Here is an 18,457-nt window from a genome sequence, read left to right as displayed (position 1 = left end):
CGGATCACCTGATTCCTTAAGAATTTCGACACAGGAGAACTAGTGCTCGACGCAACAACCTTCGATGAGCTTCGCATCGGCCTCGCCACCGCAGACGACATCCGCGGATGGTCGTACGGTGAGGTCAAGAAGCCCGAAACCATCAACTACCGCACGCTCAAGCCCGAGAAGGACGGCCTCTTCGGCGAGCAGATCTTCGGACCCAGCCGCGACTGGGAGTGCGCCTGCGGCAAGTACAAGCGTGTCCGCTTCAAGGGCATCGTCTGCGAGCGCTGCGGCGTGGAGGTCACCAAGAGCTCCGTCCGTCGTGAGCGCATGGGCCACATCGAGCTGGCGGCGCCCGTCACTCACATCTGGTACTTCAAGGGCGTCCCGTCGCGCCTCGGATACCTGCTGGACATGGCGCCCAAGGACCTCGAGAAGGTCATCTACTTCGCCGCGTACATGGTCATCTCGGTCGACGAGGAAGCTCGTCACCGCGACCTGGCCACGCAGGAGAACAACATCCGTCTCGAGCTGAAGACGCTCGCAGACCGTCGCGACTCGAAGATCGCCGCTCGCCTGGCCAAGCTGGAGGAGGAGCTCGCCGCACTCGAGGCGGAGGGCGCCAAGGCCGACGCCAAGAAGAAGGTCAAGGACGCCGCCGAGAAGGAGATGGGTCTCGTCCGCAAGGGCACCGACGAGCAGATCGCCAAGCTCGAGCGCGTGTGGGAGGACTTCCGCACCCTCGAGGTCGGAGCGCTCCGCCCCGAGGACGACGTCTTCCACGAGCTGCAGGACCGGTTCGGACAGTACTTCGAGGCCTACATGGGCGCCGAGTCGATCCAGCGCCGCCTGCGCGACTTCGACCTGGCCGCCGAGGCGGAGAACCTGCGTCTGCAGATCTCCGAGGGCAAGGGCCAGCGCAAGATCCGTGCGATCAAGCGCCTGAAGGTCGTCAGCTCGTTCCTCGAGACCGGCATGAGCCCGGCCGCGATGGTGCTGGACGTCGTCCCGGTGATCCCGCCGGAGCTGCGTCCGATGGTGCAGCTGGACGGTGGCCGCTTCGCGACCAGTGACCTGAACGACCTGTACCGCCGCGTGATCAACCGCAACAACCGTCTTCGTCGTCTGATCGACCTCGGTGCCCCCGAGATCATCGTCAACAACGAGAAGCGCATGCTGCAGGAGGCCGTCGACGCACTGTTCGACAACGGCCGCCGTGGTCGCCCCGTGACGGGTACCGGCAACCGTGCCCTGAAGTCCCTGAGCGACATGCTCAAGGGAAAGCAGGGTCGTTTCCGCCAGAACCTGCTCGGAAAGCGCGTCGACTACTCCGGCCGTTCGGTCATCGTCGTCGGCCCGCAGCTGAACCTGCACCAGTGCGGTCTGCCCAAGCAGATGGCTCTCGAGCTGTTCAAGCCGTTCGTGATCAAGCGTCTGATCGACCTCGGTCACTCGCAGAACATCAAGGCAGCCAAGCGCGCCGTCGAGCGCACGCGTCCCGAGGTCTGGGACGTGCTCGAGGAGATCATCCGCGAGCGCCCCGTGCTGCTGAACCGTGCACCCACCCTGCACCGTCTCGGCATCCAGGCGTTCGAGCCGCAGCTCGTCGAGGGCAAGGCCATCCAGCTGCACCCGCTCGTCTGCGCCGCCTTCAACGCGGACTTCGACGGTGACCAGATGGCTGTGCACCTGCCGCTGTCGGTCGAGGCTCAGGCCGAGGCCCGCGTGCTGATGCTCGCGTCGAACAACATCCTGAAGCCGTCGGACGGCCGTCCGGTCACCCTGCCCTCGCAGGACATGATCATCGGCCTCCACCACCTGACCACGGTCAAGGAGGGTGCTGCCGGTGAGGGTCGTGCGTTCGGTTCCGTCGCCGAGGCGCTGCTCGCCAAGGACGAGGGCTCCCTCGATCTGCAGGCGAAGGTCCGCATCCGCATCCCGGGTCTGACGTTCCTCGAGGGCGAAGCCCCCGAGGGCTACGAGCGCCACGGTCTCGTGGACGCCTCGCTCGGTCAGGCGATCTTCAACGACACGCTCCCCAAGGGCTACCCGTTCGTCCGCGAGCAGGCCGACAAGGGCAAGCTGTCGCAGATCGTCAACAAGCTGGCCGAGGAGTACCCCAAGGTCGAGACGGCTGCCACGCTGGACCGCATCAAGAACGCCGGTTTCTACTGGGCCACGCGCTCGGGTGTGACCGTCGCTCTGAGCGACATCCTCACGCCGCCGAACAAGGCCGAGATCGTCGCGGGCTACGAGAAGCAGGCCGCGAAGGTCCAGTCCCAGTTCGAGAAGGGTCTCACCACCGACGCCGAGCGTCGTCAGGAGCTCATCAAGATCTGGACCGAGGCCACCGACGAGGTCCAGGCCGCGATGCGCGCCAACTTCCCGGAGGACAACACCATCAACCGCATGGTGTCGTCGGGTGCTCGTGGTAACTGGCTGCAGATCCGTAACATCGCGGGTATGCGAGGCCTGGTGAACAACCCGAAGGGTGAGATCATCCCTCGTCCGATCATCTCCTCGTACCGCGAGGGGCTGTCGGTCGCCGAGTACTTCATCGCGACGCACGGTACCCGCAAGGGTCTCGCCGACACCGCTCTGCGTACCGCCGACTCGGGTTACCTGACCCGTCGTCTGGTGGATGTCTCGCAGGACGTCATCATCCGCGAAGAGGACTGCGGCACGTCGAAGGGCCTCGAGCTCCCGATCGCCGCTGCGAACTCGGCCGGCGAGCTGGTGCGCGACGCGAACGTGGAGAACTCCGTGTTCGCCCGTACGCTCGCCTCCGACGTCGTCGACGCGAAGGGCGAGGTCGTCGCGACCGCCGGTGAGGACGTCGGCGACGTCCTGATCGACAAGCTCGTCGGACTCGGTGTCGAGAACATCAAGGTCCGCTCGGTGCTGACCTGCGACTCGGCCGTCGGCGTCTGCGCGCAGTGCTACGGCCGTTCGCTCGCCACAGGCAAGACCGTCGACATCGGTGAGGCCGTCGGCATCATCGCCGCTCAGTCGATCGGTGAGCCCGGTACCCAGCTGACGATGCGTACGTTCCACACCGGTGGTTCGGCTTCGGCGGATGACATCACCCAGGGTCTGCCCCGTGTGCAGGAGCTGTTCGAGGCGCGCACCCCCAAGGGCGCGTCGCCGATCGCCGAGGCGGACGGTCGCATCACGATCGACGAGACGGACAAGGCCAAGAAGGTCATCCTCACGCCCGACAACGGCGACGAAGCAGTGATCTACCCGGTCCTGAAGCGTGCGACGCTTCTCGTCGAGGACGGCCAGCACGTCACGGTCGGTCAGCCCCTGCAGGTCGGCACGCTCGACCCGAAGGAGGTCATGCGTGTCCTCGGTGCTCGCGAGGTGCAGCGGTACCTCGTCGGCGGCGTCCAGGGCGTCTACCGTTCGCAGGGTGTGCCGATCCACGACAAGCACATCGAGGTCATCGTCCGACAGATGCTGCGCAAGGTCACCGTGGTCGACCACGGCGACACCACGCTGCTGCCGGGTGAGATGGTCGACCTCAAGCGCTACCAGGGGATCAACCGCGAGGCCGTCGGCGAGGGCAAGCGTCCCGCGTCCGGTCGCCCGGAGCTCATGGGTATCACCAAGGCGTCGCTCGCCACGGAGTCCTGGCTGTCGGCCGCTTCCTTCCAGGAGACGACCCGCGTTCTCACGCAGGCCGCCATGGAGGGCAAGCGCGATCCGCTGGTCGGTCTCAAGGAGAACGTCATCATCGGTAAGCTCATCCCCGCCGGTACCGGTCTGTCCAAGTATCGCAACATCACGGTGGAGGCCACCGAGGAGGCCAAGAGCGAGCGCTACCCGAACCGGATCTTCGCATCCGACGGTGCCTACGCCGACGGCGACTTCGGTTACGTCGACTTCGACGCGTTCTCGACCGACGACATCACGCCCGGTACCTACAACTGACGCGTGAGCTGAGTCACTGACGAAGGCCCCGGTCCCGCAAGGGATCGGGGCCTTCGTCGTCCGTCGGATCGGGCTCGGGATGCCGAGGCATCCGCCGCTCAGGCCGCTGGCGTCTCGGTGGGCGTCGGCGTCGGCGTGGGCGTGGATGCGCCGAACAGGTGCAGGACGATGTCACTGGTGTACCCGGGAGGCGCCAGATTGGAGTAACGCGTGTCGATCAGGACGTCATCCCGCCAGTAGAGCGTCCGTCCGTCGGTGACCGGATACTCCTCACTCTCCCAGGTCTTCTCGCAGCGGATGCCGGCGTCGGGCTGGTAACAGGTGAACCCGTCCTCCGCGGCGAGGTCGTTGAGCATGTCGAGCGCCGGCCCCCGGCGTTCCACCGAGATGATCGTCACCAGACGGGTCGTGTCGGCCCGAGGGTCGCCCCAGGTGCAGATGAGGGATCCGTCCTCCTGGACTCCGTTGGGCGCGAACGCCTTGTCGTTGAGGGGGACGTCCTCGAGGAGGTCAAGAAGCGGCTCCGACAGGATGGCGCGGCAGTCGGTCGGCATCGTGATCGTCGGAGGCGTGGGGGCTGGGCCGGGCGTCCCCGATTCCGACGGACTCGCGGACGGCTCCGGCGATGTCGAACCCGCGTCGCCCGCGTCGTCGGGTGCGGACGGACCGGACGGAGAGCATCCGACGAGCAGCGCCGCCAGGAGGATGCCCGCGGCGATCGGAGCGGTGCGCGCTTTCATGCCGTCACGGTATCGCGGTGCGCCGCCATGACCCGATCGGCGCGCGGTTGCCGGCGCGGTAGATTCGTCGGGTGACTGCACAGAACACCGGGCGCGTCGTCGTGATCGGCGATGCCCTGATCGATGAGATCCGTGACGATGCCGGCGTCCGGGAGTTGATCGGGGGAGCGGCTCTGAACGTCGCCGTCGGCCTCCGGCGACTGGGCATCGCGACGTCGCTCATCGCGATGGTCGGCGACGACGAGGCCGGAGCGCATATCCGCGAGTATCTCGACGACCACGACGTGAACCTGATCACGACCCCAGCCCCGCACGGCTCCTCGCGCGCGATCGTCACGCGCTCCGCCGGCGGTGAGCCGGAGTACGTCTTCAACCGTGCGGCGCGCGAGCGCACGATCCGCTACGGAGCCGACGCGCGCGAAGCGCTCGCACAGGCGTCTCTTGTGGCGATCAGCTGCTTCCCGTTCGACGTGCCGGCGGAGGTCGATGCGCTCCGTTCCGCGCTGGGCGACGCGCGCGTGGTGATCGATCCGAACCCACGGTCCGGGATGCTGAGCGACCGCGACGCGTTCGTCCGAGGATTCGAGGTTCTGGCGTCGGATGCCGAGGTCGTCAAGGTCGGTGCCGATGACGCGGCGCTGCTCTACGACGGTGATCTCGACGCGCTGCGCGCGCGACTGCGGGGGCTGGGGGCGCGCGCCGTGCTCGCGACGGCCGGCTTGGACGGCGCCGTGCTCGAATCGGACGCCGGGACGTTCCACGCCCCGATCGCCACGCTGCCCGGACCCGTCGTCGACACGGTCGGCGCCGGGGACGCGACGCTCGCAGCTGTCACGGCTGGTCTCGTCACCGGGGCGCCGGATGGCGATGACGAGTGGCAGGAACTGCTCGATCGGGCCATGGCGGTCGCCGCGGCGACGTGCCGTTCGGAGGGCGGTCTGCTGCGCACTCCGGAGTCGTCGGCCGCCCGCGACGGCGCCGGCCTGAGCACCTGATCGCTCGATTTCTCCCGCTCGCCTCGCGCAGGTATGATGGTTTTTCGCGCCCCCGATCGTCTGTACAAGTCGGACGGGTGTGCACTGGCGAGTTACCCAAGCGGCCAAAGGGATCTGACTGTAAATCAGACTGCATTGCATTCGGGGGTTCGAATCCCTCACTCGCCACCGAAGAGATCTGAAGGGCTCCGCACTGCGGGGCCCTTCGTCGTTCATCGACTCGCAACCTCGCGTGGATAGCGTGACCCCGGTGGAAGGGGGCCCCGTGGCCGAGGAGGGGGAAGCGCCGATCGGGCATGTCGTGCACCTGGTCAGGGCGTGGGATGAGACGGCGGCGCCGGCCCGGATCGGCTTCTCGACCCGACTGGGGACGGGCGCGGTTCTCGCGGTGTGGCTGCTCGTGCTGCTGGCGGCCGTCGCCACATCCGTCCTGCTCTTCCACCTGTGGACCAGCGATTCGCCGTGGTGGTTCAACGTCATCTTCACGTTCCTCCCCGGGTTCGCGGTGGTCGGCTTCAGCATCGGGCTGGTGGACTCGCGCCGTCGCGCACGCAGAGAGGCCGCGCTGGCACGCCGATGGGCCGCGACCAGGGAGCATGCCACCCCGAGCGAAGGGCGGGTCTCCGACCGGGAGGTGAGCCTCACCGAGCACGGGAGCGTGTCGGCGTTCACGCTGACCGTCACGAGCGAGGTGGGCTCGGCCATCCGCGCCCGCTGGTTCCGTACCAGCCCGGATGCCGGCCACGCGGCCGTGCTGCAGACGCAGGTGCCCGCGGTCGGGTCCCGTGTGCGCATCTGGCAGACGGGCGCGCGGACCGAAGATGCCCCGATCATCGTGGAGGCGTTGGATCCGAGCGTCGTGCTCTGATCGGCGCACGACCTCCGATGGCGTCAGTCGTCGTGCTCGTGATGCTCGTCATCCTCGAGCAGCATCCCGACCGAGGTGGCGCAGGCGTCGCCGCGCCATGCCTCGATGCCCTCGCGGAGCGCGAACCCGGCGATGACGAGCGCCGCCAGGGCGTCGGCCCACCACCATCCGAACCACAGGTTCAGCAGGAGCCCGACGAGCACGGCCGCGCTGAGATACGTGCAGATCAGGGTCTGCTTCGAATCGGCGATCGCGGACGCCGAACCGAGTTCGAGCCCCGTGCGACGCTCCCACAGCGACAGGAACGGCATGACGATCACGCTCACGATAGCGACGCCGATGCCGAGCGGGGAGTGCATCGGCTCCTCCCAGACCCCGGTGAGGGTCAGTGCCGCGCTGACCGTCACCCACGCGGCGAGGGCGAAGAAGGCGACGGCGATGACCCGCAGCGTCGGCTTCTCCCAGCGCTCCGGTTCGCGCCTGGTGAACTGCCAGGCGACGGCGGCCGCCGACAGCACCTCGATCGTGGAATCGAGTCCGAAGCCGATCAGCGCCGCCGAGGATGCGGTGGCTCCGGCCGTCAGAGCGATGACCGCCTCGATCAGGTTGTAGCCGATCGTGAGGCCGACGATCAGGCGGATGCGGCGGTGCAGGACCGCCCGACGGGAATCCGTGAGCGCGGTCATGCTGCGCTCTCGCAGCACCCGGGCACCGGGCAGGATCCGTCGCAGCACGGCTCGCTCTCGGAGACGGCGATGCTCACCCGCAGGAGTTCGCGGATCGCGGCGACCAGGTGCGGATCGAGCACTTCGTAGCGGGTGTTCCGACCGTGCGGTTCTGCACTCACGAGCCCGCAGCCGCGCAGACAGGCGAGGTGATTGGAGACGTTCTGCCTGCTGAGGTCGAGATCGAGCGCGAGCTCAGCAGGGTGCGCTGCGCCGTCCAGGAGTCGGAGGAGGATACGTGAACGCGTCCGATCGGACATGGCCCGTCCGAGTCGCGTCATCACGTCCGCGGCGGCGTCGAGGGTCGGCATGCCGTTAACGGTACAGCGAACGATGTACTGTCGTGTTCCGGTGTGCCGCGGTCCGGTCGCAGCGCTTCATAGACTGGGACGATGCGAGCGCTCACCGAAGCAGACGTCCGCGCCAGTTTCGTCAACGCCGATGCCGACGAACTGCGCGTCATGGAGATGCCGCACGATTTCGTGCTGACCGACTGGGACTATCTCGACTTCTTCGCCTGGCGCGACCCGTCCGTCGCGCGTCGCGGCTACGTCCTCGCCCAGATCGACGCACGTGTGGTGGGTGTCGTCCTGCGTGCGAGCGACCCGGGCAGGACCCGATCCGGCATGTGCAACATCTGCCATTCCCTGCAGCCGGGCAACCAGGTCGCCCTTTTCTCCGCGCGACGCGCGGGGGAGGCGGGGTGCCGCGGCGACAGCGTCGGCACGTACATCTGCGCCGACCTGTCCTGCCACGAGAACGTGCGCCTCGCGCATCCGCTCGCCCCGAACGAGATCCGCGCGTCCGGGCAGGTCGACATGCGCCTGGACGGCACGCGCCGACGCATGGAGTCTTTCGTCGCAGGCGTGGTCGCCGACGCCTGAGATCGGGCAGACCGCTCGCCCGATTACGCTGGACGAAACCGTCCTGTGCATCGAAGGAGACGCCATGAGCGACGCCATTCTGCTGTCCGTATCCGAGGGGATGGCGCGACTCACGCTCAACCGTCCGAGCCGGCTCAACGCCTTCAACGCCGCCCTCGCCCACGCGTGGCGCGACGCGACGATCGAGGCCACTACGCGCGACGACGTCCAGGCCGTCCTGATAGATGCGGCCGGACCTGCGTTCTGCGCGGGCGGCGACGTCCTCGACATGGCGACCACGATGGGCTCAGGTTCGGAGATCACGGCCCTCGCCGAGGTCATCAACACCGGCATCCGAGCGCTCGTCGAATCCGCCGTGCCGGTCGTGACCGCAGCCCACGGCACGACGGCCGGCGGTGGCCTGGGCATCCTGCTCAGCGGCGACTACGCCGTCGTCGGCAGCCGTTCGAAGCTCGGAAGCCTGTACGCGAACATCGGCCTCACCCCCGATCTGTCCGTCTCCGCCCAGCTCACCCGAGCCGTCGGTGAGCGGCGGGCTCTGCAGCTGGTCCTCCAGGACCGCCTGCTCTCGGCGCAGGAGGCGCTCGACTGGGGGCTCGTCGCCGAGGTCGTGGAAGGAACGGACGCCGCGGACGAGGCCGACCGCGTCAGAGCGCGTGCCGAGGAGATCGCCCGGTTCTGGCTCGCCGGAGCCGCCGGCGCATACGGGCAGGCCAAGCGGCTCGTGCGCTCGGAGCCGTCCCGGTCCTTCGCGGAGCAGCTCAGTGAAGAGGCCCGTTCGATCGGTGCGTCGTTCGAGACCGCGGATGCGAAGGCGCGCGTCGCGGGGTTCGCCGCCGCCTCGGCCAAGCGCGGCTGAACCGAGCCGTCTCCCCAGCTCAGCGCGTACGCCTCCCGCGCGTCGTACCGGCATGGCAGGATGAGAGCACGCAGGCGGACGAGAGGAATGCCATGTCGCAATCGGGGGAAGTCGCAGTCGCGAAGCCGAACGCATCGCTGCTGATCAGGGGGGCCATCTGGATCGCGATCGGCGCGTTGATCGCCGCCGCTCTGGTGTGCGTGATCTGGGTGCTGATCGGGGATCAGGACGGCCTGATCGGACGCGCATTCCTCACCATCCTCCTGCTCGCGGGCTTCGCGGGGATCGCGATCCTGGAAGCCGGGCTCGCCCCGAACCGGCCCGACTGGCTCGCGCTGACCAGCATGATCACGTGGATCATCGCCCTCCTCGTCGGAGCGGTGAAGATCTGGCTTCCCGAGGAGACCGGCTACTTCGGCACCGGAGCCGAGCGGTTCTTCCAGCTCCTGATCGTGGTCGGCATCCTGCAGCTCGCCATGCTGCACGTTCGCCTGTTCAAGCCGGCCGCCGAACGGTACGTCACCGTGTTCACGCGCGTCATCTACTACCTGACGCTGGTCTTCCTCGTCGCACTCGTCGCGATGCTGGTGTTCTACCTGACCTTCCCGCACACCTTCGTCTACAACGACCTGTACTGGCGGATCGTCGTCGCCCTCGCCATCCTCGCAGCTGTCGGCACGACGCTGATCCCGCTGCTGAACGCGCTCTTCGCGCCGAAGAAGCCGAAGCCGGTGGCGCCGGCGCCCAGCCAGCAGTGGCCGACCTACGCGGACGGAGCCACGCCGCTGCCGGTGCTCGCAGACGGCTCGCCCGACTGGAACGCCTACTACACCGGTCACCCCACGCCGCAGACTCCGGCGCTGCCCGCCGCCTACACCGCCCCCACCGGATACGGCGCGACTCCGACGGCCCAGGCATGGCCCGAGGCGCCGCAGTCGCCGGTCTGGCCGGCGCAGGAGGCTCCGGCGTGGCCGGCGCAGGAGCAGCAGCCTCAGGCTTGGCCGGCGCAGGAGGCTCCGGCGTGGCCGGCACAGGACCAGCCGCAGGATGCGGCTCCGGCGCCCGCGGAATGGCCGGCCGAGCCGGTGGCGCCGGCTCCGGTGGCCCCGCAGCCGCAGGACCAGCCGCAACCGGCGCAGCCCGTTGACCCGGCGCAGCCTGTGGAACCGGCCCAGCCTGCACAGCCCGCTGAACCGGCTGAGCCTGCCCAGCCCGCCGAGCCTGCCCAGCCCACTGAGCCGACCCGCCCGGCTGAGCCGGCGCAGCCCGCCGCGTTCGCGCCGCCGCCTCCGGCCCCGCCCGCGCCGCCGGTGCCTCCCACGGCTCCCCAGCAGTGAGTCACGGAGAGGTCGACGCGGGGCGGCTGCACGCCCTCGCGGTGGACATCGCCCGTGAGGCCGGCGAACTGGCGAAGCTGCGCCGCTCCGTCGGCGTCGCGCTCGCCGCGACGAAGTCGACGCTCGCCGACATCGTGACCGAGGCCGACCGGGAAGTCGAAGACCTCATCAGAACGCGCCTGGCGGCCGAGCGTCCCGGCGACGCGTTTCTGGGGGAGGAGTCCGGTGGCAGCGCCGGCGACACCGGTGTGACCTGGGTCGTCGATCCGATCGACGGCACCGTGAACTACGCGTACGGGATGCCCGCCTACAGCGTCAGCATCGCGGCCGTGCACGGTTCGGTCCACCCGGATGAGTGGGAGCCGCTGGCCGCGGCCGTGAGCGCCCCGGCGCTCGGTGAGCTGTTCTCCGCTGTGCGCGGCGGCGGCGCCTGGCAGGGCGCCCGGCCGCTGCGCGTCACGACGGACATCCGGGCCGGTGCGCTGCTGGCCACCGGATTCGGATACGACCCCTCCACGCACGACGGCGACCTGGCGACCGTCCGCACGGTCATGCCGATCGCGCGCGACCTGCGCCGCGGCGGCTCGGCCGCGCTCGACCTCGCCTACGTCGCCGCCGGCCGTCTCGACGGGTACTTCGAGCGGGGCCTCAACCCCTGGGACTTCGCGGCCGGGGCACTGCTCGTGCAGGAGGCCGGCGGTCGCGTCAGCCGTCTGGACACGGCATCTCCGAGGCCGATGCTCATCGCCGGCGGAGACGAAGTGCACGACCGCCTGCGAGCGATCCTCGCCTGACAGAAGGTGGTTTCGCTCATGGCATTCTCAGCGTCCACGTTGTAGTGTTTATCCATTCGTTACCTTCGTCACCCGAAGACGCAGGTGAGTAAGCGCCCCCGAGCTTGACCGAAAGATCCCCGTTTTGCCCTTCGACACAACCGAGGCTGAGAGTGCGCCCACGCGCCGCTCGAGCCGCCACCGCATCGCGGCTTCCGCGACTCCGGTGGATGAGGTGACCGCCGGTGAGGTCCGGGTCGCATCGGCCTCCGTCGACGCGGCCGCGCCCCTGTCGCGGCGCGCTGCTCGCCTGCGATCCACACAGCCCGTCGCGACGCAGTCGGCCGCCGAGAACGAGAACTCCACGATCGATCTCTCCCCGATGCCGGCCGCGAGCGGACGGATGTCGCGTGGCCAGGCCGCGGACGCCGCACCTTCGGACGTCGCCGTCGACGAGATCCTGGCGGACTCGGTCGTCGTCGTGACCTCGCAGACCGGCCCGGTCGATCTTCCGGAATCCGTCGAGCCCGCTCCGGATCCGGTCAGCGCCGAATCTCCGGCCGATCCGACTCCTTCGACCGCCGAGTCCGTGACGGACGAGGACCTCTTCACCGCGGCCTCGCAGACCTTCCGCGCCCAGCCCTCGGCATCCTTCGTCGCCACGCCCGCGGCCGAGACGGTCTCCGAGCCGGCAGACGCTGAAGCGCATGTCGCGCCCCGCCGCGTCCGCCGCCTGAAGGGGCGCAGGTTCGTCGCGGCCGGAGCGACGGTCGGCGTGATGGGACTCGCCGGATTGCTGGCGGTGTCGATGACGCTTCCGGCCGAGGCGGTCGCCGCGGCGCAGGGTGTTCAGGCGACGTCGGCGATGTCGCTGGTGGCGGCCGGGACCGATGTGCCGGGTGCTGCGGCATCCGACGAGGAGATCCAGGCGTTCGTCGCCTCCTCCGACGTCGTGGACCCGAACCTGCAGCGCAACGAGGTCTATTCGGCCGCGTCGCTGGTCGACCTCGCGGCGGAAGAGGGAATCCAGTACTCGGATTCGCTGTACACGAACGACCCCGAGGCGGCGATCCAGTGGCCGTTCGTGGTCGGTGTGGCGATGAGCTCGGGTTACGGCCCGCGTTACGGTCGTCTGCACGCAGGCATCGACCTGGTGCCGGGCAGCGGTGCGCCCATCCAATCGATCGCCGACGGCACCGTCCGCATCGCCACCGAGTCCGGCGGCGCGTACGGCGTGACCGCCTACGTCGATCACATCATCGACGGCGAAGTCGTGACGAGCCACTACGCGCACATGCAGTACGGCTCGCTGCGGGTGAAGACCGGCGACAAGGTGAAGGTGGGCGACATCATCGGACTGGTCGGCAACACGGGCCGTTCGTACGGCGCGCACCTGCATTTCGAGATCATCATCAACGGCTCGACGGTCAACCCGCTGCCGTGGATGCAGGAGAACGCCGGACGCTACGACGGGGTCAGCCCGGTTTCGTGAGAGGGCCGGGGATCTGGTATTCTCGTGTGGTTGCCTGAACAGGGCGACAACGCCCCGATAGCTCAGTGGCAGAGCACTTCCATGGTAAGGAAGGGGTCGTCAGTTCAATCCTGACTCGGGGCTCGCAGCATTCGCTTTCACGAGCGGAATGCCTTGCGGCAGGGTAGCTCAGTTGGTGAGAGCGCACGACTCATAATCGTGAGGTCGCGGGTTCAAGCCCCGCTCCTGCTACAAACCAGGACCCCCGGATTTCCGGGGGTTTTGTCGTATCCGGGTGGCTGGTTGGAGAGGCCGCGGTGGAGGTTGTGCCGGTTCTGTGCCGGTTTCGGCCTGACGCAGCCCGGATGTCGGAGGTTGAGGTCAGACTCTTCTCCATGGGCGACGAGTACCACGGGAGCCGCGCAGTCCCGATCCAAGACGCCACGGAGCTCGCCTCCGTGGATCATATTCGCGGGCGCATGGCGCTGGTGCCGGGCCTGATCGAGCGATGGAACCGTATCGCCGGAGTGACTGCGAACCCGAGAAGCGAGCTGGCGGTCGACGACGCCCTGACGCACTGGACTCGCATCAGCTCGCACGTCCATCACAATCTGAATCACGCTGTCGATTGCTTGCGCGCGCTGAGCGTCTTGATACCCGCGGAAGGCGAGCTCGCCATCCCTTTCGTGGCGCATTACCCCGTGGCTCGCTCGGGTCTGGAGGCCGCGTCGATCGCCTTGTGGATTCTGCACCCGGCTGATTCGCGCCAGCGGGCAGAGCGTTACATTCGGAATCTCTGGCGTGAAGTCAACGACGAGGCGTCGTTCGTGGGTGCGTCTGAGCGCCTGGCACCGGAAGAGCTAGTTCACCTGCTTGATCGGCAGCGTAAGCAACACAAGGCTTGGAAGAAGAAGTACGTGGACCAGATCCGCGCAATTGCCGCGAGGGCGGACGTAGCGGATCCGACGCAAGCGCGATTTAGTGTTGGGTTCGCCGAGATAGTTCGAGAAGCCACGGAGGCGACCGGGTTGCCGGGTGGACACGGTGAGATGGTGTGGCGGATGATCAGTGGTCTGAGTCATCCCTCGATGCTCCGAACGGTTCGATTCATGCAGCATACGGAGCACGCCGACTATGGGGATGGTGTTCTAGGCGTTCAGGTCACGAACGACACGGCAACGCTGCAATACACGGTGGACGCCGTGGTCTTGCAACTCAAAACGGCGATGGAGCTACTGGCGCGCCGAAAGATCCAAATCGGGCAATCGCGCTCAGCGTAGATAGTGGAAGCGATACAGCATTTGTCGCGTGTTACGGGTACAAAGGTTGTATGAATGGTCGAACGATCGCAAGACTTGGCGCAATCGCGAGCGAGCGGTGGGGGATGCTTACGGCAGCACAGGCCGCTGAAGCAGACATCTCTCGCAAAGTCCTCTCCCGCCTCGCGGCATCTGGAGCGATTGAGCGTCTCGCTCAGGGCGTCTACCGTATGGCCGGTGCGCCCGCAGCTGCGCAAGAGGTGGACGCCATCCGTGTTCACTGGCTGGCCCTCGGCGGGGCGACTGGTGCACTTGTCGTCGCGGGGGGAAAGACAGCAGCGACTCTGCATCGGCTCGGTGACTGGTTCCCCGGAGAGAGCGACTTCGTCACGCCGGTCCGACGAACGACACGTCTCTCGGATGTGAGGCTTCGCGTACGGCGGCTGGATGAAGAAGACGTCGTTTACGTCGACGGGCTTCCGGCTATGACGGTCGAGCGCACGATCGCTGACGTTGTCGAAGCTCGTGAAGATTCGTCGCTCGTCGCGGATGCGCTTTGGCAGGCGGTGCAGCGGGGAACGCTCCTTCGACCGCGACGACTTGCGCAGCTCCTCGAACCACTGGCACACCGCAATGGTGAGACATCCGGTGCCGCACTTGCGGAACGCCTGATGCTCGCCGGGGGAGTGGAGGAATCCTGGATTGACCGGCTTCACTGATCCGATGCGCGCATTCCGGTAGTGGCGTCCGCAACAACGACTGCGACGAGATACCCGCTGCGGAAGGCTCGGTGGCAGGTGCGAGCCCAACGAGCCGGATCGTCGCGAAGCCATAGCCGGCCGCCGGGTGCCTTCCGATCGAGGATGGAGATCCTCTCGATCTCCAAGCGACCTGTGATGGTGTACCCGCCCGTAGCTTCATCAACGACGACGGTTCCGATGACGCGGCGCTGACGCGAACCGACTACCCGCTCGCGAAACTCCGTGACGACCATGCGGGTCCCCTCCAGTCAGCGCTTCTTGGACTCTTCGGCGCCCAGCGGGCACAAGATCTCGTTGACCATCGCGATAAGGCGGATGAAGTACGCGTGCTCCGCGTCGGAGACCGCGGTCTCCTGGTTGTCACGCAGCAGAGAGCGATACTCGCCAAGCGCAGCGATGATCAGGACGAGTGACTCGTCCTCTGCGAGAAGGTGCTCGAGTGCGGTCTGGTCAGCCATCGTTGACCGCCGCCCCGGAGCGGGCGATTGAGGTATTCCAACTATCGCTGGCTTCCGGGTTGCATGTGCTCTCGAAGACGCTCTGCAGAGGCGGCAGCTCGAATCCGTCTCGCCAGAATTCCGTGGCACCCGCTACCTGCGCAAGCCACAGAGGAGGCTCGACTCGGAAGTCATCCGCGAGCGTCAGACACTCGCCTTCAAGCACCCTCGCCACCCAACGGTTCGGCACCTGGAAGGTGTCGACCAGTTCGCCACCGATCTGAGTCAGCATCCGGAGCCGCGATGAGTTGACGTTCGTGAGCCCGACTTTGGTGACGTTCGCCTCGCCATAGTGAATCACGTAGACGACATGGGGCTCCCACCACCCGTCGGTGATCTCGCGCATCCACTTGTCGAGCGACACCGAGTCACTGAGACGATCACGGGCATACTCGACGGCCATCCGCGTAATGCGGAGGCTCTTGAAAGCCCCGTTCCACGAGATGGTGCTCGCCGCGATGAATTCCACGCGGCCGTCTCCTATGGGGCGCGGATGCCGTGAGGCAGCCAGCCAGCTCCGAGCCTGCGTTGCCGTCGGATTGGTGGTCCACCATCCAAGGCCGTGCGTTCGCGCGCTCGGGTGCAGCGGCCTTCCAAGGATCGTCTCGATCTCCTCGAAGGTCAGCGCGATCGAGTCTTCGTCGTTGTGCTCCATCAGGTAATCGAACAGCGGCGAGTAGTGCCCCAGCCGAACCTCGTGATAATCCCGAACCATCGTTACTTCTCCATTCCCATCAGTTTGTCGAGCGCACCGTTTGCGCGCAGCGCAGCATCGGCCCGCGCCTTGGTGTACTTCTCGGTCACCTGCATCGATGAGTGCCCGAGGATCGCCTGGACGTCGTTCGCGGCGGCTCCAGCGTCGAACAGCAGCGTGGCCAGCGTGTGGCGGAGATCGTGGACACGAAGGTCCGGGCGATCCAACCGCGCTCGCAGGGCATCCCAGTCGACGGCTCGTCGTACGTTCGAAGTGTTCAGGCGTCCGCCATTCGGTCCGGTGAAGACCAGTTCGTTTCGACCGCGGCCCTGCACACGGCGAACGATGACGGGCCGCAGTGCAGAAGGCAGCGGAACGGTGCGCTCCTTGTGGCTCTTCGGGGTCTGCTCGCGTACTTTGCCGCCGCCTGCTGGCGAGAAGCTGCGCCGAACGTTGATCACCCCATGGGCGAGATCCACGTCGCTGACCCGCAGTGCGCTGGCCTCGCCTGCCCGCATGCCCGTGTAGACGAGAGCGGCGAGGTAGTCGCGGTGAGGCTCGCTCTCGACGAAGTCGAGCATGATCCCGACTTCGGCAACAGTCAGCGCTCGAGAGCGGACGTCCGTGGACCGCTCCTGCCGAGGCCGCCGTGCCAGCCGCACTGGATTCGCCGAGATGATCCCAGCACGCGCAGCGCCCTCGAGTAGACGACTGAGTACTGCGAGAGCGTCATTCCGCGTCGACGCCGTTCCGGTCCAGCCGGCTATTGCGTCATCGACGTCAGTGACTCCGATCGACTCGAGCTTCCGATGACCGAGCCACGGCTGCACACGGAGTCGCCAACCGCGCTCGTACGCTGCTTCTGTCGCGGGGCGGACACCTCCGATCAAGGTCGCCCAGTGGCGTACCTTCCAGGCATTGAGAGTCATCCCGCCCTCAGGTCGAACATTGAGCCGGGCCTCGCTGCGGAGCTTCTTGGCCTCCGCGAGAGTGTCGACGAGGAAGCTGCGTTCCCGCTGCTCTCCGTTGATCCCGAGCGCCCACACTCGCACCTGGTACTTGTTTCGGTCGGTGCGATACCGGATGCCCTCGGGGAGCGCCTTCCTCGTCTTCGGGTCGATCCGCTCGTTACCGGAGGCCATGAGTACCTCCCGAGTTCAGGAAGGCTTCGATCGTGGAGGTTCGCCAGAGCATGTGCTTGCCCACGTGCGCGTCAGGGAAGGGGACGCGTGCCTGTCGCCGCAGCGAATCGAACGTCGACAGCGGGACGCGGCAACGCTCGGCGACCTCCTTTCGGGTCATGTACTTGTCGACCTGAGTTGACTCGATGTCGGCTCGGTCTTCAACGAGCTCCGCGGTGTTACGCATCCTTCTCTCCTTTCTCTTCGAAACGCACACGTCGCGCGTCTCGCCATTCACGTGTTGCTCGTGCCGCTTCGACCGCAAGAGCGCGATCACCCTCGGTGCGCCATCCCATCCCGGCGAAACTCCAGCTGCCGATCACGAGGACTTCATCGACGTCATGTCCTTCGGCCTGAGCGCGCTCGATGACCCGATCAAGTCGCCAACGACGCCGAGCGCCGCGCAGCGCGCCGAGGGTGACGGAGTAGCGGCGCGACTTCGATGAGAAGTGCCCGCGGAAGCCGAGCATGTGCGCCCACTTGGCCAACAGGACGTACGGGCTTTCTGCTCCGCTTGCGTCCGCGATCAACTCTGCAGTCGCCTTGATGCGCCGGATGTGGAGCCGTCCACCCGTGTCGCCATCCAGATCTTCCGTCGCCTTCGTCGCGTACTTGGCGATGTACGCAGCGACTGCACGATCCGACAGCGCCCCGTCGAGCCCTTCGCGCCGGACGATCGGCTGCACGTCAAGCTGAGAACCCCATCGAAGGATCCGTGTGGTCAGATCGTTGCCGACGATCGGCGCTTCGAACGAAACTCGCTGCGCTGCCGCCTTGACCGCAGCCGTTAGATGCGCCTCGGTTACATCGGCTGGGGTCGGCGGGAACTCCTCGGTGGTGTTGACGCCATCGAGTCGAACGATCGCGTGGAAGTGCACGGAGCCGCGACGCTGGAACTCAGCAACCTTCGCAAACTGAACTCGAACCACTTCGGCGGCGGCACGCTGCGTGACGCCCATCTCGTGAGCGAGGCTTCGCCTGAGCTGAATCGTGAATCGACGCCACAGCTCGGGAGCGAAGAACTGCCACACGACGTGTCCCTCGTAGTCGTAACACTCGTCGCACATCGGATCGCCGAGCATCGGGTCCCCCTGCTCGTGGTCGCCGTTGCAGCCGCGCGGTCGACCATGGGAGCAGACACCGCGCAGCCGTGACCGCGAAGTCGAGTGGACCGAGCCGAAGGATGGCGCTGTCAGGGTTACGAACACCATCGGGTGATCAGCGACGGACTCAGGGACGCCCTTTATCCCGCCCGCGGCACCGGCCATGATCATGTGCCAGGTGTCGCCCTTGTACTCGTGGCTGCACGACTCGCATCGACGGGCACGTCGGTTGCCGCAACGCGTGTAGGAAAGACCGTCGGGTTGCGTCGACGTGGCGAACTCGCGGATCACCTCTCCGCTCTGCGGATCGAGCGTTGCCGAAGAGCCAGTCAGGCGAACCGGGTTCGAGCAGAATCCAACGCGAGCGGCAGCGGTCATTCACTGATCGAACT

The 18,457-nt window shown here is 67.0% G+C and carries 18 protein-coding genes and 3 tRNA genes; 13 read left to right on the top strand and 8 right to left on the bottom strand.

The genetic code is table 11. The annotated features are described in order from the left end of the window. Positions 1–42 precede the first annotated feature (42 nt). Positions 43–3,918: a DNA-directed RNA polymerase subunit beta' gene (rpoC, locus tag OED01_RS12415; RefSeq protein ID WP_264155591.1), complete on the top strand. Its 3,876-nt coding sequence runs from the start codon at positions 43–45 to the stop codon at positions 3,916–3,918. Positions 3,919–4,016: 98 nt separating this feature from the next. On the opposite strand, the gene OED01_RS12410 is transcribed toward rpoC, so the two are convergent. Next, positions 4,017–4,658, bottom strand: coding sequence for a hypothetical protein (locus OED01_RS12410; protein ID WP_264155590.1), 642 nt, complete (start codon positions 4,656–4,658; stop codon positions 4,017–4,019). A gap of 71 nt (positions 4,659–4,729) precedes the next feature. Between OED01_RS12410 and OED01_RS12405 the strand changes: the two genes are divergently transcribed. The 3 genes from OED01_RS12405 to OED01_RS12395 all read left to right on the top strand — a co-directional run bounded on the left by OED01_RS12405 (position 4,730) and on the right by OED01_RS12395 (position 6,521). Beyond that, positions 4,730–5,653 carry a PfkB family carbohydrate kinase gene (locus OED01_RS12405; RefSeq protein WP_264155589.1) on the top strand — a complete coding sequence of 308 codons (924 nt, stop codon included), beginning with the start codon at positions 4,730–4,732 and terminating at the stop codon, positions 5,651–5,653. A gap of 86 nt (positions 5,654–5,739) precedes the next feature. After that, positions 5,740–5,821 (top strand) — tRNA-Tyr (locus OED01_RS12400). A 97-nt stretch (positions 5,822–5,918) separates the two neighbouring features. After that, positions 5,919–6,521 (top strand): hypothetical protein, encoded by a 603-nt coding sequence (locus OED01_RS12395; RefSeq protein ID WP_264155588.1) that lies wholly within the window; start codon positions 5,919–5,921, stop codon positions 6,519–6,521. Between the two features lie 23 nt (positions 6,522–6,544). On the opposite strand, the gene OED01_RS12390 is transcribed toward OED01_RS12395, so the two are convergent. Beyond that, a complete protein-coding gene (locus tag OED01_RS12390) occupies positions 6,545–7,207 on the bottom strand; it encodes a cation efflux transmembrane domain-containing protein (RefSeq protein WP_264155587.1) in 663 nt (220 codons plus the stop codon). Continuing rightward, on the bottom strand, positions 7,204–7,557 hold the full coding sequence (locus OED01_RS12385) for an ArsR/SmtB family transcription factor (protein ID WP_264155586.1): 354 nt from the start codon (positions 7,555–7,557) through the stop codon (positions 7,204–7,206). Before OED01_RS12385 ends, OED01_RS12390 begins: the two co-directional genes overlap by 4 nt. Positions 7,558–7,638: 81 nt before the next feature. Between OED01_RS12385 and OED01_RS12380 the strand changes: the two genes are divergently transcribed. The 9 genes from OED01_RS12380 to OED01_RS12340 all read left to right on the top strand — a co-directional run bounded on the left by OED01_RS12380 (position 7,639) and on the right by OED01_RS12340 (position 14,548). Continuing rightward, the gene (locus OED01_RS12380) at positions 7,639–8,130 is read left to right on the top strand and encodes an FBP domain-containing protein (RefSeq protein ID WP_264155585.1); all 492 of its coding nucleotides are present in this window, start codon (positions 7,639–7,641) and stop codon (positions 8,128–8,130) included. Between the two features lie 64 nt (positions 8,131–8,194). Beyond that, positions 8,195–8,989: an enoyl-CoA hydratase/isomerase family protein gene (locus OED01_RS12375; protein ID WP_264155584.1), complete on the top strand. Its 795-nt coding sequence runs from the start codon at positions 8,195–8,197 to the stop codon at positions 8,987–8,989. Positions 8,990–9,081: 92 nt separating this feature from the next. Continuing rightward, positions 9,082–10,326: a DUF4153 domain-containing protein gene (locus tag OED01_RS12370; protein WP_264155583.1), complete on the top strand. Its 1,245-nt coding sequence runs from the start codon at positions 9,082–9,084 to the stop codon at positions 10,324–10,326. Beyond that, positions 10,323–11,120 carry an inositol monophosphatase family protein gene (locus OED01_RS12365; RefSeq protein ID WP_264155582.1) on the top strand — a complete coding sequence of 266 codons (798 nt, stop codon included), beginning with the start codon at positions 10,323–10,325 and terminating at the stop codon, positions 11,118–11,120. The genes OED01_RS12370 and OED01_RS12365 overlap by 4 nt, the downstream gene beginning before the upstream one ends. A gap of 205 nt (positions 11,121–11,325) precedes the next feature. Then, positions 11,326–12,591, top strand: a complete 1,266-nt coding sequence (locus tag OED01_RS12360) for a M23 family metallopeptidase (protein ID WP_264155581.1) — start codon at positions 11,326–11,328, stop codon at positions 12,589–12,591. A 51-nt stretch (positions 12,592–12,642) separates the two neighbouring features. Further along, positions 12,643–12,714 (top strand) — tRNA-Thr (locus OED01_RS12355). 34 nt (positions 12,715–12,748) lie between these two features. Further along, a tRNA-Met gene (locus tag OED01_RS12350) sits at positions 12,749–12,822 on the top strand. Positions 12,823–12,965: 143 nt separating this feature from the next. Beyond that, positions 12,966–13,850 carry a hypothetical protein gene (locus tag OED01_RS12345; RefSeq protein WP_264155580.1) on the top strand — a complete coding sequence of 295 codons (885 nt, stop codon included), beginning with the start codon at positions 12,966–12,968 and terminating at the stop codon, positions 13,848–13,850. Positions 13,851–13,900: 50 nt separating this feature from the next. Then, complete coding sequence (locus OED01_RS12340; protein ID WP_264155579.1) at positions 13,901–14,548, top strand: type IV toxin-antitoxin system AbiEi family antitoxin domain-containing protein; 648 nt, start codon at positions 13,901–13,903, stop codon at positions 14,546–14,548. On the opposite strand, the gene OED01_RS12335 is transcribed toward OED01_RS12340, so the two are convergent. The 5 genes from OED01_RS12335 to OED01_RS12315 form a co-directional block, all read right to left on the bottom strand. Continuing rightward, on the bottom strand, positions 14,542–14,823 hold the full coding sequence (locus tag OED01_RS12335; protein ID WP_264155578.1) for a hypothetical protein: 282 nt from the start codon (positions 14,821–14,823) through the stop codon (positions 14,542–14,544). The genes OED01_RS12340 and OED01_RS12335 overlap by 7 nt on opposite strands. Before the next feature lie 15 nt (positions 14,824–14,838). Next, positions 14,839–15,048, bottom strand: coding sequence for a hypothetical protein (locus tag OED01_RS12330; RefSeq protein WP_264155577.1), 210 nt, complete (start codon positions 15,046–15,048; stop codon positions 14,839–14,841). Then, positions 15,041–15,802 carry a DUF7662 domain-containing protein gene (locus tag OED01_RS12325; protein ID WP_264155576.1) on the bottom strand — a complete coding sequence of 254 codons (762 nt, stop codon included), beginning with the start codon at positions 15,800–15,802 and terminating at the stop codon, positions 15,041–15,043. The genes OED01_RS12330 and OED01_RS12325 overlap by 8 nt, the downstream gene beginning before the upstream one ends. A gap of 2 nt (positions 15,803–15,804) precedes the next feature. Continuing rightward, entirely contained in the window at positions 15,805–16,923 is a 1,119-nt protein-coding gene (locus OED01_RS12320; RefSeq protein ID WP_264155575.1) for a tyrosine-type recombinase/integrase, read from the bottom strand. Between the two features lie 218 nt (positions 16,924–17,141). Continuing rightward, positions 17,142–18,443 carry a replication initiator gene (locus tag OED01_RS12315; protein WP_264155574.1) on the bottom strand — a complete coding sequence of 434 codons (1,302 nt, stop codon included), beginning with the start codon at positions 18,441–18,443 and terminating at the stop codon, positions 17,142–17,144. Positions 18,444–18,457: the final 14 nt, after the last annotated feature.

The organism is Microbacterium sp. M28, from assembly GCF_025836995.1.
GTDB lineage: Bacteria > Actinomycetota > Actinomycetes > Actinomycetales > Microbacteriaceae > Microbacterium.
The sequence above is the reverse complement of the archived record's forward strand: the minus strand, read 5'-3'. Positions and strand labels throughout refer to the sequence as shown.